Here is a 13380-nt window from a genome sequence, read left to right as displayed (position 1 = left end):
CTCGTGCCGTGACCTCCTCGGCGAACCTCCGTATCGACCCAGCCCTCCTCGAGCAGCTCCGCGAGGACCTGGCCGCGGCAGACTTCCGCGTCGACGCCGTCCGGGAGCGCCTGGGTGGTCTCGCGGCCGACGCCCTCGGCCGGGAGCAGCCGCTGCCGGCCAGGCGGGTCGTCGTCGGGGCGAGTGATCCGCTCGGCGTGCTCATCGGCTGCTTCGGGCTGGGGCTGCCCATCCCCGCCGACACCCTCGGGGCCGCGCTGCCGCGGACCGGCGTGACCGGGGCGATCGCCCTGCGCATCGTCGAGCCGCACGGTGCGCACCTCGTCGCGACCTGCGACCTGCGGCCCTACGGCGACGACCTCGGGCACAGCTGGTGGATCGCCTCCGACCCCCCTGCGCTCTTCCAGCACCTGCGCAGCGAGCCCCTGCCGGTCGACCACGTCCTCGGCATCGGCGGTGCGTCGACGACGCTGGCCTCGTGGACGCCCCGGACCCCGGTGGCCCGGGCTCTCGACCTCGGCACCGGTTCCGGCGTGCAGGCGCTCCACCTGTCGGGACACGCGGAGTCGGTCGTCGCCACCGACCTGTCGCAGCGGGCGCTGCGCTACGCCGAGTTCAACGCCGGCCTCAACGGCGTCGAGTGGGACCTGCGCTCCGGGTCCTTCCTCGACCCGGTGGCCGGCGAGACCTTCGACCTCATCGTGAGCAATCCCCCCTTCGTCATCACGCCGCGGGCGGAGGGCGTGCCGCTCTACGAGTACCGGGACGGCGGTGCCGCCGGTGACGGCGTCGTCGCGGCCCTGACGAAGGGAGTCGGGGCCCACCTCTCCCCGGGCGGGGTGGCGCAGCTGCTCGGCAACTGGGAGACCGTCGCCGGGCAGGACTGGCGTGAGCGGGTCGGCGAGTGGGTCGCCGAGAGCGGCCTGGACGCCTGGGTGGTCCAGCGGGACGTGCAGGACCCGGCGGAGTACGCCGAGCTGTGGGCCCGTGACGGCGGCCACCGGCCCGGCACCCCCGAGTACGACGCACTCGTCGGCGCATGGCTCGACGACTTCGCGACCCGGGGCGTGAGTGAGATCGGCTTCGGGATCATCACGCTGCACCGACCGACGAGCGAGCGGGCCCCCTTCGTCGACCTCGTGGAGGCGACCGGCCCGGTCGCGGCACCGATGGGCCCCACCGTCGCCGCGGGCCTCGCCGCCCGGGACCGGCTCGCCGGCATGACCGACGACGAGGTGCTCGACACCGCCTGGCGGTCCGCGGCGGACGTCACCACGGAGACGCACGCGGAGCCCGGCGCCACCGACCCCAACGTCATCCTGCTCCGGCAGGGCGGGGGACTGGGCCGCGTCGTCCGTCTCGACACGCTCGACGCCGCCCTGGTCTCGGTGTGCGATGGCGAGCTGACCGCACGCCAGTCGCTCGTCGCGATCTCCGGGCTGCTCGAGCGGCCCACCGACGAGGCGCTCGAGGCGGGCGTCACGCTCCTGCGGGGACTCGTCGCGGACGGGTTCCTCGTGCTGCCGTGAGGTCCCTTCGAGACGCTTGCTGCGCAAGCTCCTCAGGGAGCGGGACCGCGGGTGGGGCCTCCTCAGGGAGCGGGGCCGCGGGTGGGGCGTCCTCAGGGAGCGGGACCGCGGGTGGGGCGAGCGTGGGGATGAGGGGGTAGTCGTGCTGGTCCGTCTGTGGCGCACGCACCTCGGCGCCCGGCCGGGGTTGCTCGTGGGTCTCGTCGCGCTCCAGCTCCTGGGCACCCTCGCGGCCCTGGCCCTGCCGAGCCTCAACGGCCGGATCATCGACGAGGGCGTGGCGGTGGGGGACACCGGGTTCATCCTGCGCGCCGGCGCGGTGATGCTGGGGGTCTCGCTGGTCCAGGTCGTCGCCACGATCGGGGTCGCGTGGATCGCCTCGCGGTGCTCCTCCGGCCTGTCGGCGCAGGTGCGCTCCGACGTCTTCGCCGGGGTCGGCCGGTTCAGCGCGCAGGAGGTGAACCGCTTCGGCGCCGCGACGCTGATCTCCCGCAGCACCAACGACGTCCAGCAGGTGCAGCTGGTGACCAACCTCGGCCTGTCGATGATGCTCAGCGCGCCGATCATGATGGTCGGCGGCATCATCATGGCCCTGCAGGAGGACGTCGGACTCTCGTGGCTCGTCGCCGTCGCGGTGCCGGTCCTCGGGGTCGGCGTCGGGCTGCTCGTGAGCCGCATGCTGCCGGGCTTCCGCACGATGCAGGAGAGCGTCGACTCGGTCAACCGGATCCTGCGGGAGCAGATCACCGGGGTGCGGGTCGTGCGCGCGTTCGTGCGCGAGCAGGACGAGCGCGACCGCTTCGCCGAGGCCAACCGGGAGTACACCGCCTCGGCCGTGCGGGTCGGCAACCTCTTCGCGAGCGTCTTCCCCTTCGCGATGCTCGTGCTCAACCTCTCGACCGTCGTCGTCGTCTGGTTCGGCGCGCAGCGCATCGACGCCGGTCAGATGAGCGTCGGGTCGCTCACCGCCTTCATGACCTACCTGACCCAGATCCTCATGTCGGTCGTCATGGCCACCATGATGACGATGATGATCCCGCGCGCGGCCGTGGCGTCCGGGCGCATCGTCGAGGTGCTCGACACCCCGTCCGGCGTCGCCCCGCCGGCCGTCCCGGTGGCGGTGCCCGACGGTCCGCTCGAGGTACGCCTGGAGGGAGTCACCTTCACCTACCCCGGTGCCGACGTGCCCGTCCTCCACGACATCGACCTCGTCGCCCGGCCGGGGACGACGACGGCCGTCATCGGGTCCACCGGCGCCGGCAAGAGCACCCTCGTCGGGCTCGTCCCCCGTCTCTACGACGTCACCTCCGGAGCGGTGCGGCTCGGTGGGGTCGACGTCCGCGACGCGGCCCTCGAGGACGTGTGGGCACGTATCGGGCTGGTGCCCCAGCGCGCCTTCCTCTTCGCCGGCACGGTCGGCGACAACCTGCGACAGGGTGCCCCCGACGCGAGCGACGAGGACCTGTGGGTGGCCCTGGAGGTGGCCCGTGCCGCCGACTTCGTCCGCGAGCAGGGCGGCCTCGACGCCCCCGTCGGGCAAGGGGGTGGCACCCTGTCAGGAGGGCAGCGCCAGCGCCTCGCGATGGCCCGCGCGATCGTGCGACGACCCGATGTCTACCTCTTCGACGACTCCTTCTCCGCGCTCGACGTCGCGACCGACGCCCGGGTGCGCGCCGCCCTTCGCCCGTGGACCCGGGAGGCCACGGTCCTCGTCGTGGCCCAGCGTGTCGCCTCGATCATGGATGCCGACCAGATCGTCGTCCTCGAGGACGGCCGCGTCGTGGGGCACGGCACCCACGCGGAGCTGTTGCGGGAGTGCCCGACCTACGTGGAGATCGTCGAGTCGCAGGCCACCGAGGAGGTGGCATGAGCGAGGTCCCCACAGAGGAGGAGAAGGCGGCCGCGGCCCGCAGGCAGCCCGCACCGCGCGGGGGGCCGCCCGGCGCCGGTCTCGGCGTGCCGGTGGAGAAGCCCGCCGACTTCGCCGCGTCCGCTCGCCGCCTCGCGGGCCTGCTGCGCCCCCAGCGCGCGGTCGTCGCCCTGGCGACCTCCTTCGCCGTCGTCGGCGTGGTGCTCGTCGCCATCGGCCCGCGCCTGCTCGGACGGGCGACCGACCTCGTCTTCGCAGGTGTCGTCGGCGAGCGGCTGCCGGCCGGGACCTCGAAGGAGCAGGCGGTCGAGCGGTTGCGCCGGGCCGGGCGCGACCAGGTGGCCGACATGGTCAGCGGCGTCCCCGACCTCGTGCCCGGTCAGGGCATGGACCTCGAGGCCATCGGTCGCGTGCTGCTCCTCGCGGCGGCCCTCTACGCCGGCGCGGGGGTGCTCACCTTCGTGCAGAACCGGCTCGTCGTCGTCGCGGTCAACCGGGTGATCAGCGACCTGCGCCGGGACGTCGAGGACAAGCTGCACACGCTTCCCCTGCCCTACCTGGACAGGCAGCCGCGCGGCGAGCTGCTCAGTCGGGTCACCAACGACATCGACAACCTCGCCCAGTCGGTCCAGCAGACCCTGGGCCAGATGCTCACCAACCTCGTCATGGTCGTGGCGATGCTCGCGATGATGTTCTCCATCTCGCCGTTGCTGGCGGTCATCGCCCTGGTGACCATCCCGGTCTCGATCTGGGTGACGAAGGTCATCGGCACCCGCAGCCAGCGTTACTTCAAGGAGCAGTGGGCGACCACCGGCGAGGTGAACTCGATCGTCGAGGAGACCTTCAGCGGGCACGAGCTGGTCAAGGTCTTCGGCCGGCAGGAGGAGGTGACCGCGACCTTCGAGGAGCGCAACGAGGCGCTGCGGGGAGCGACCTTCGGGGCGCAGTTCGTCTCCGGCGTGATCATGCCCGTGATGATGTTCGTCGGGAACCTCACCTACGTGCTCGTCGCCGTCGTCGGCGGTCTGCAGGTCGCCGGCGGAGTCCTCACCCTCGGCAGCGTCGTCGCCTTCATCCAGTACTCGCGCCAGTTCACGATGCCGATCACCCAGCTGGCGTCGATGGCCAACCTCGTCCAGTCCGGGGTCGCGTCGGCCGAGCGGGTCTTCGAGGTGCTCGACGCGCAGGAGCAGCGACCCGACCCGGTGGCGCCGGTGGTGCCGGAGCGCTCGGACGGTCGTGTCGCCCTCGAGGGCGTCTCCTTCTCCTACTCGCCGGACGCGCCGCTCATCGAGGACCTCGACCTGCACGTCGAGCCGGGGCAGACGGTGGCGATCGTCGGTCCCACCGGTGCGGGCAAGACGACGCTGGTCAACCTCGTCCTGCGCTTCTACGAGCTCGACGCCGGGCGGATCACCCTCGACGGTGTCGACATCACGCAGATGTCCCGGGCCGGGCTGCGCTCGCGCATCGGCATGGTCCTGCAGGACACGTGGCTCTTCGGCGGGACCATCGGGGAGAACATCGCCTACGGCCGCCCGGGTGCAGAGCTCGAGGACGTGCGCGAGGCCGCCGAGGCGACCTTCGTCGATCGCTTCGTCCACTCCCTCCCGGACGGCTACGACACCGTGCTCACGGACGGGGCGACCAACATCAGCGCGGGGGAGAAGCAGCTGATCACGATCGCCCGGGCCTTCCTCTCCGACCCGGACCTGCTCATCCTCGACGAGGCCACCAGCTCGGTCGACACCCGCACGGAGAAGCTCGTCCAGGACGCGATGCGCGCCCTGCGGGGGCAGCGGACGTCCTTCGTCATCGCGCACCGGCTGTCCACGATCCGCGACGCCGACGTCATCCTCGTCATGGAGTCCGGACGGATCGTCGAGCAGGGACCGCACGAGCGGCTGCTCGAGCGCGGCGGCGCCTACGCGCGCCTGTACGAGGCGCAGTTCGTCGCACCGATGGACCAGGAGGACGTGCTGCTCGACCCGCGGGCCGTGCCGGCGGGGGAGTGAGGAAGGGGGTCAGGAACCCTCCGGGGCCCGGCCCTCCTCGTCGTTCTGCCGCGGAGGGGTCAGGCGAACTGCCAGGAGCGCTTCGACAGGCCGAACCAGAAGCCGTCGACCGCGGTGGTGCGCTCGGTGGCGCCGGAGGCGTCGGCGGCGCCGGCGGCGACGTACAGCGGTGCCCAGTGCTCGGTGCGCGGGTGCGCCTCGTGCGCGGCCGGGGCGACCTCGAGCATCCGCTCGAGGGTGTCGAGGTCACCGGAGCCGACCGTCTCGCGTGCCCAGTGGTCGAACTCGCTGGAGGCGCTCGGCGGCCGCGTGTCCGGGCCGAGGCGCGGGTTGAACCAGCGCAGGTTGTGGGTGGTGAACCCGGAGCCGACGATGAGCGTGCCCTGGTCGCGCAGCGGGGCCAGCGAGCGGCCGAGCTCGGTCAGCTCGTGCGGGTCGAGGGTCGGCATGGACATCTGCAGCACCGGGACGTCCGCGTCGGGGTACATCTCCACCAGCGGAACGTAGGCGCCGTGGTCCAGGCCGCGGGTCTCGTCGCGGCGCACGTCGACCCCCTTCGCCCCGAGGAGGGAGGTGACCTCGGAGGCGAGGTCGGGCGCCAGCGGCGCGTCGTAGGTGACCTCGTAGTAGTGCTGGGGGAAGCCCCAGAAGTCGTACGTGAGCGGGACCCGGGTGCGGGTGGGGCTGACCGTCACCGGGGCGTTCTCCCAGTGGGCAGACACCATGAGGATGTTCTTCGGCTTCTCGAAGGAGCCGGACCAGCGGGCGAGCTCGGCGGTCCACCGGGCGTCGTCGGCCAGCGGTGGGGCGCCGTGGGACAGGAAGAGCACGGGCGGGGTCGTCGTCATACCCCGATAATACTTTAAGGTTCAATGAAAATCCAGCCGTGTGCTGGTCCCAGCCTCCCGGGGACCGACAGGGACGCCCTGCTGGGCGTAGTACGGTCTGCGCGAGAGTGACCGCACGTCGAGGCAGCGACGAATCCGCTGCACGTGGGGTCGGGAGAAGGGGCACACATGGCCAGCAAGCTCGTCATCGTCGAGTCGCCAGCCAAGGCCAAGACGATCGCGGGGTACCTCGGCAGTGACTTCGTCGTCGAGGCGTCGGTGGGGCACATCCGGGACATCCCGACCCCGTCGGAGATGCCCGCGGAGATGAAGAAGGGGCCCTTCGGTCGCTTCGGGGTCAACATCGAGGAGGGCTTCGAGCCCTATTACGTCGTCGACCCGGACAAGAAGAAGAAGGTCACCGAGCTCAAGCGCCTGCTCAAGGACGCCGACACCCTCTACCTCGCCACGGATGAGGACCGGGAGGGCGAGGCCATCGCCTGGCACCTCCTGGAGACCCTCAAACCCAAGGTCCCGGTCAAGCGGATGGTCTTCCACGAGATCACCCAGGAGGCCATCGAGAGGGCCGTCGAGGACACCCGCGAGCTCGACCTGCACCTCGTCGACGCCCAGGAGTCGCGCCGCATCCTCGACCGCCTCTACGGCTACGAGGTCTCGCCGGTGCTGTGGCGCAAGGTCAAGGCCGGGCTCTCGGCCGGCCGCGTCCAATCCGTCGCCACCCGCATCGTCGTCGAGCGCGAGCGGGAGCGGATGGCCTTCACCACCGCCTCCTACTGGGACGTCGAGGGGAAGTTCTCCGCCGGCACCGCCCCCTTCGCCGCCCGCCTGTCCTCCCTCGACGGGACGAAGGTCGCCGCCGGCCGTGACTTCGACGACACCGGTGCCCTCAAGGGCGCCGCCCGCCACCTCGACGAGCGGGCCGCCACGGCCGTCGCCGAGGCGACGATCGCCGCCACCGCCACGGTGGGCTCGGTCGCCGAGAAGCCGTACACGCGCCGCCCGTACGCCCCCTTCACCACCTCGACGCTGCAGCAGGAGGCCGGCCGCAAGCTCGGCCTCGGCTCCCGCGACGCCATGCGCGTCGCCCAGCGGCTGTACGAGAACGGCTACATCACCTACATGCGTACCGACAGCACCAACCTGTCGGGCTCGGCCGTCTCCGCCGCCCGCGGGCAGGCCCGCGACATGTACGGCGCGGACTTCGTCCCGGAGTCGCCGCGGATGTACGGCAAGAAGGCCAAGAACGCCCAGGAGGCGCACGAGGCGATCCGTCCCGCCGGTGACCGATTCCGCACCCCGGCGCAGGTCGCCGGTGAGCTGCGCGGCGACGAGTTCCGGCTCTACGAGCTGATCTGGAAGCGCACCATCGCCTCCCAGATGGCCGACGCCAAGGGCTCGACCGCGACGATCAAGGTCACCGCGGACCTCGGCGGCTGCGAGGTCGCCACGACCGCCGAGTACTCCGCCTCCGGCACCGTCATCACCTTCAAGGGATTCCTCGCGGCGTACGAGGAGGGCACCGACGAGCCCGAGACCAAGGGGGCGAAGGGGGGCGAGGCCCGCCTCCCGAAGGTCACCGAGGGCGCGGACCTCGACGTCGTCGACGCCACCGCGTCCGGCCACGAGACCTCACCGCCGGCCCGCTACACCGAGGCCTCGCTGGTGAAGACCATGGAGGAGAAGGGGATCGGGCGCCCCTCGACGTACGCCTCGACGATCAGCACGATCCAGGACCGCGGGTACGTGCGCAGGAAGGGGTCCGCGCTCGTCCCGACGTGGCTGGCCTTCGCCGTCACCCGGCTGATGGAGGTGCACTTCACCCGCCTCGTCGACTACGACTTCACCGCATCGATGGAGGAGGACCTCGACGAGATCGCGTCCGGCTCCGCGGAGCGCGCCGCCTGGTTGCAGCGCTTCTACTACGGCGCCGACGGCACCGAGGGGCTGGCGGACCTCGTCTCCGACCTCGGCGACATCGACGCGCGGGCGATCTCCACCATCGACATCGGCGACGGGATCGTCGTGCGCGTCGGCCGCTACGGCCCCTACGTCGAGGAGGTCGTGCCCACCGGGGTCGACCCGGCGACCGGCGAGGTCACCGACGGGGCGACGACCGAGCCGAAGCCCAAGCGCGCCACCATCAACGACGACGTCCCCCCGGACGAGCTGACGCCGGCGATGGCCCGCGAGCTGCTCGCCCAGGCCGCCGACGACGGTCGCGTCCTCGGGCAGGACCCGGGGACCGGGCGCGACATCATCGTCAAGACCGGTCGCTACGGACCCTTCGTCACCGAGGTGCTCGAGGAGGACGAGGAGAAGCCCAAGAAGGGCAAGGCCAAGGTCAAGCCGCGCACGGCCTCGCTCTTCAAGAGCATGGACCCGGCGACCATCGAGCTGCCGACTGCGCTGGAGCTGCTCTCGCTGCCGCGCGTCGTGGGCACCGTGACCGAGACGAAGACGGCCGAGGACGGCACCGAGACCCAGGTCGAGGTGGAGGTCACCGCGCAGAACGGCCGCTACGGCCCGTACCTGAAGAAGGGCACGGACTCGCGCTCGATGGAGACCGAGGAGCAGATCTTCACGATCACCCTCGAGGAGGCGATGGCCCTCTACGCGCAGCCGAAGCGACGTGGTCGCGCGGCCAAGCCCCCGCTGAAGGAATTCGGCGAGGACCCGGCCAGCGGCAAGGCCGTCATCGTCAAGGACGGCCGCTTCGGCCCGTACGTCACCGACGGGGAGACCAACGCGACGCTCCGTCGTGAGGACGACCCGGAGACGATCACCGCCGAGCGCGCCTTCGAGCTGCTCGCCGACAAGCGGGCCAAGGGCCCGAGCACCCGCAAGAAGAGTGCGAAGAAGTCGACGAAGAAGACCGCCAAGAAGACCACGGCGAAGAAGACGGGCACCAAGAAGGCCGCGACGAAGAAGACGGCAGCCAAGAAGTCCACCTCGTGAGGCGAGGCACGCTCCCTTCGTCGGTGTGACAGGACGCACGTGGCGGTGTGGCCGCGACCATTGGCGGGCCACGTTACTCGCGGGTATGGTCGCGGCACACCGCACCGAAGGAGCTGCCATGGAACTGGACCCCTCGAGCTTCGCGACCATGAGTCCCGAGGAGTTCGCCGCGCTCGTCAAGGGCATGTCCGACCGTGAGATCGCCGAGACCATGCGCGGCGAGCACCGGATCGCCGTCCTGGACGCGGTCTTCGCCCGCTTCCCGACGCTCTTCCGCCCCGATCGGGCGGAGGGCGTCAGCGCCACCACGCAGTTCCGGATCACCGGGGGCCCCGAGAGCCGGCCCCACGACACCTACGAGATCGTCATCGACGACGGCTCGTGCCGCGTCTCCGAGGAGCCGGGCGACGACTACGACGTCTCCCTGATGATGGCGCCCGCGGAGTTCCTCAAGATGACCACCGGTCGGGGCAACCCGACGATGCTGGTGATGCGCGGCAAGATCAAGGTGAAGGGCGACCTCGCGCTCGCCGCCACCTTCCCCTCCATGTTCGACATCCCGAAGGCCTGACATGTCCATCAATGCACTGACCGTCGCCAAGACCATGGCCAAGCGGGGCATGCTCGCCCCCGGGCCGCCCACCAACCAGGTCAAGCAGCTGACCGCCCTGAAGAAGTGGGGCTTCGGCCTCGCCGGTGAGCTCCGCCAAGCAGCGAACCGCTCGCCCAAGGCCGTCGCCGTCGTCGACGAGACCAGGGGCGCCACGACCTACGCCGAGCTGCTGGCCAACTCCGAGAAGATCTCGGTCATCCTTAACGAGATGGGCTTCACGGCCGGTGACCGCATCGGCCTGCTCGCCCGCAACCACGTGCAGGCCATCGAGGTCATGTGCGCCACCTCGGCCATCGGGATCGACCTCGTGCTGGGCAACACCGGCCTGTCCGGGCCGCAGTTCGCCCAGGTCTGCGAGCAGCAGGGGATCAGGGCGCTCGTCCACGACGACGAGTTCGCCGAGGTCGTGAGCCACCTGCCGGACTCGATGCCGAAGATCACGGAGAGCGAGCTGGCCCGCCGGGTCGAGGCCGCGCCCCGCGCGAACGAGCTGCCGGTGCCCACCCGCGGTGGCAGGACGATCATCCTCACCTCGGGCACGACGGGGACGCCGAAGGGAGCCGCCCGCAAGACCCCGGGCGGCTTCGGCCCGCTGATCTCGATCATCGACCGGATCCCGCTCCACGCGGGCGACCGGATCCTCATCTCCGCGCCGATCTTCCACACGTGGGGGTACGCCGCGATGCAGCTGTCGATGGCCCTGCGCGCCACGATCATCCTGCAGCGCCGCTTCACGCCGGAGGCGGCCCGCGCGGCGCTCGAGGAGCAGCAGCCGCAGGCGATGTTCGCCATCCCGGTGATGCTCCAGCGGATGATGGAGCTCCCGGAGGACCCGGGCGCCCGGGCCCGGCGCAACCTGCGGGTCGTCGCGACCTCGGGCTCGGCCTTCCCCTCTGGCTTCACCACGAAGTTCATGGACGCCTACGGCGACGTGCTCTACAACCTCTACGGCTCGACGGAGGCCTCCTGGGTCTGCATCGCGACCCCGGAGGACATGCGCCGCGACCCCAACACCGCCGGCACCCCGCCGCTGGGCACGGTCGTGAAGATCTACGACGACGAGGGCCGCGAGGTCCCCGCCGGCCAGACGGGCCGCATCTTCGCGGGCAACGAGCTGGTCTTCGACGGGTACACCAACGAGGGCAGGTCCAAGGACTTCATCAACGGCCTGGTCTCCACCGGCGACGTCGGCCACGTCGAGGGCGACCTGTACTTCGTCGACGGCCGGGACGACGACATGATCGTCAGCGGCGGCGAGAACGTCTACCCGACCGAGGTCGAGTGGTTGCTCGCCGAGCACCCCGCCGTGCGCGAGGTCTCGGTCATCGGCGTACCGGACCCCGACTTCGGGCAGCGGCTGGCCGCCTTCGTCGCCGTCAACGAGGGGCACTCCCTCGACGAGGACGCGGTCAAGGAGCACGTGCGAGCCCACCGGGCCCGCCACTGCGTCCCGCGCGAGGTCCTCTTCCTGGAGGAGCTGCCGCGCAACGCCACCGGCAAGGTCCTCAACCGGGAGCTGCGCAAGCACTTCGCGTGAGTGATGATCGAGGCGCGAAGCCGTCCACGGCTGAGCCTCGAGACCGTCGCGGACGAAGGGGTGGGGTCGTCCTTGGCGCGAAGTCCGCACGAGCGGGTGCAGGCGCTGCGCGGGTGCACGGCGCGGACTTCGGCCTGAGTCGGACGACCCCACCCCTTCGCCCGCTCCGGCGGCCACACCCCTTCGTCCCCTCCGGTTACGCTCACGTCATGCGGCTGTGGAGTCTCGACCCTGCCCAGCTGGACCGGGCGGCCCTGGTCTCGGGCTGGCGGGAGGGGCTGCTTGCGCAGGCCGTCCTGCTCGGCCGGACGAAGGGGTACACCCGGCACCCGCAGCTGGTGCGCTTCCGCCAACTGGACGACCCGGTCGTCGGGGTGGCCACGTGGCTCCTCGGGCTCGCCGAGGAGGCGGACCGACGCGGCTACCGGTTCGACCGCTCCCGCGTGGTCCCGGCGCCCGACCCGACGCTGCGGATGACAGTCACCGAGGACCAGCTGCGGCTCGAGTGGCGCCACCTGCTCGCCAAGTGCCGACACCGCTCGCCGGACTGGGCGGCGGACCTGATGCTCGATGAGCCGCGGGCCCACCCGATCTTCGACGTGGTCAGCGGGCCGGTGGCCGACTGGGAGCGCGCGACGAGCTGAGGACGGTCACAGCCACTCGCCGAAGGCCATCGGCCGGCGGTCGAAACGGTAGGTGGCCCAGTTGAAGTGGCTGACCTCCCCCTTCGCGTCCCGCTGCACGCGCAGCAGCTCGCCCCGCTCCCGGCCGGAGACGGTGCGGAATCGGTCGGCGCCCTCGCGCTCGAAGACCGACGGCGGCTGCTCCTTGGGCTGACCGGCGATGCGCGCCTCGAGCGCGCCCTGCCTGACCGACAGGACGAAGTGGGTGCCCTCCGAGTACCAGTGCCCGAGCAGTGGGACGAGGTCGGCGGGCAGCTCGGTGCCGGGCTCCCACGGCTCCGGCTCGACCGGCTCGCGCTCGATCGCGATGGTGCCCATCTCGACGGCAGCGGTGGCCGGCGGCACGGGTGCGGAGTTGTTCATCATGATCAGGCCGGTTGTCGCAGAGGAGCGCTCGGTGAAGACCCCGGTGATCGAGCCCGGCCAGCCGCCGGTGTGCCCGACCCAGAAGCGGCCCTCGTGCCGAACCAGCTGCAATCCCAGGCCCCACGCGCTGACCCAGCCGACCGTGTCGGCCATGACCTGCGGCTGGCACATCTCCTCGAGGGTGTCGGGGGAGAGGACCTCCTCGACGGGGTCGGCGATGAAGCCACCCCAGCGGGCCATGTCGGCAGGGGTGGAGAGGAGACCGCCGGCGGGGTCCATGGCGCGGGCGTCGAGGACGGGCTCCTCGACGGGGACGTCGGCGAAGGGCGGGACGTAGTACCCCTTCGCCCCGCGACCGCTCGGGGCGGTCCCGGTGCGGCTCATCCCGAGCGGGTCGAGGATGCGACGACGGATCGACTCCTCCCAGGTGCCGCCGTCGAGCCGGGCGATGATCTCACCGAGGACGGAGAAGGCCAGGTTGGAGTAGTGCCAGCGGTCGTGCGGGCGGCCGACGCGCTCGGCACCCGACCAGCCGGCGAGCAGCTCCTCGCGGGTGGGCATCTCCAGCGTGTCGAAGACGTCGCCGACGGGCTCGCGCTGCATCCCGGAGGTGTGCGAGAGCAGCTGCCGGATCGTCACGCGGGCGTGCGAGCTGTCGGAGAGGTGCTCCTCGACGGTGTCGTCGAGGCTCAGGCGACCCTCGTCGCGCAGCGCCATGATCGCGACGGCGGTGAAGGTCTTGGAGTTGCTCGCCACGGGGTACTGCGTGTCCTCGTCCGGGGCGTCCCCGGGGGTGGCCAGGTCGATCGTCCCGATCCCGCGGAACCACTCGAGGCCACCCTTGCGCGCCACACCCGCCGCGAGGCCGGGCACCCGCCCGTCGGTCTGCGCCGTCAGCGCGCGGGCGGTCAGGGCACGTGCGGTCTCCTCGGTGAAAGCCATGGGGGACAACGTAGTGCCCCCG

The 13380-nt window shown here is 71.5% G+C and carries 9 protein-coding genes; 7 read left to right on the top strand and 2 right to left on the bottom strand.

Features of this window, described 5'->3' with window-relative positions:
* The first annotated feature begins 8 nt into the window (after positions 1-8).
* The 3 genes from O9K63_RS09215 to O9K63_RS09205 all read left to right on the top strand — a co-directional run bounded on the left by O9K63_RS09215 (position 9) and on the right by O9K63_RS09205 (position 5414).
* Positions 9-1529, top strand: coding sequence for a class I SAM-dependent methyltransferase (locus tag O9K63_RS09215; RefSeq protein WP_277237257.1), 1521 nt, complete (start codon positions 9-11; stop codon positions 1527-1529).
* A gap of 142 nt (positions 1530-1671) precedes the next feature.
* Positions 1672-3399, top strand: a complete 1728-nt coding sequence (locus tag O9K63_RS09210) for an ABC transporter ATP-binding protein (protein ID WP_277237256.1) — start codon at positions 1672-1674, stop codon at positions 3397-3399.
* A complete protein-coding gene (locus O9K63_RS09205) occupies positions 3396-5414 on the top strand; it encodes an ABC transporter ATP-binding protein (RefSeq protein ID WP_277237255.1) in 2019 nt (672 codons plus the stop codon). The genes O9K63_RS09210 and O9K63_RS09205 overlap by 4 nt, the downstream gene beginning before the upstream one ends.
* Positions 5415-5473: 59 nt before the next feature.
* Here the strand turns inward: O9K63_RS09205 and O9K63_RS09200 are convergent, their stop codons facing one another.
* Positions 5474-6262, bottom strand: coding sequence for a dioxygenase family protein (locus O9K63_RS09200; protein WP_277237253.1), 789 nt, complete (start codon positions 6260-6262; stop codon positions 5474-5476).
* A gap of 168 nt (positions 6263-6430) precedes the next feature.
* On the opposite strand from O9K63_RS09200, the gene topA reads away from it, so the two are divergent.
* The 4 genes from topA to O9K63_RS09180 all read left to right on the top strand — a co-directional run bounded on the left by topA (position 6431) and on the right by O9K63_RS09180 (position 12011).
* Positions 6431-9217, top strand: a complete 2787-nt coding sequence (gene topA / locus O9K63_RS09195; RefSeq protein WP_277237251.1) for a type I DNA topoisomerase — start codon at positions 6431-6433, stop codon at positions 9215-9217.
* Positions 9218-9335: 118 nt separating this feature from the next.
* Entirely contained in the window at positions 9336-9788 is a 453-nt protein-coding gene (locus O9K63_RS09190; RefSeq protein ID WP_277237249.1) for an SCP2 sterol-binding domain-containing protein, read from the top strand.
* Position 9789: 1 nt separating this feature from the next.
* Positions 9790-11367: an AMP-binding protein gene (locus tag O9K63_RS09185; protein WP_277237248.1), complete on the top strand. Its 1578-nt coding sequence runs from the start codon at positions 9790-9792 to the stop codon at positions 11365-11367.
* 209 nt (positions 11368-11576) lie between these two features.
* Positions 11577-12011: a pyrimidine dimer DNA glycosylase/endonuclease V gene (locus O9K63_RS09180; protein ID WP_277237247.1), complete on the top strand. Its 435-nt coding sequence runs from the start codon at positions 11577-11579 to the stop codon at positions 12009-12011.
* 6 nt (positions 12012-12017) lie between these two features.
* Here O9K63_RS09180 and O9K63_RS09175 read toward each other — a convergent pair whose 3' ends face one another.
* The gene (locus O9K63_RS09175; RefSeq protein WP_277237246.1) at positions 12018-13358 is read right to left on the bottom strand and encodes a serine hydrolase domain-containing protein; all 1341 of its coding nucleotides are present in this window, start codon (positions 13356-13358) and stop codon (positions 12018-12020) included.
* Between the last annotated feature and the right edge of the window lie 22 nt (positions 13359-13380).

Source organism: Janibacter cremeus, from assembly GCF_029395675.1.
Classification (GTDB): Bacteria; Actinomycetota; Actinomycetes; order Actinomycetales; family Dermatophilaceae; genus Janibacter; species Janibacter cremeus_A.
This window is presented reverse-complemented; position numbering and strand designations above follow the sequence as displayed.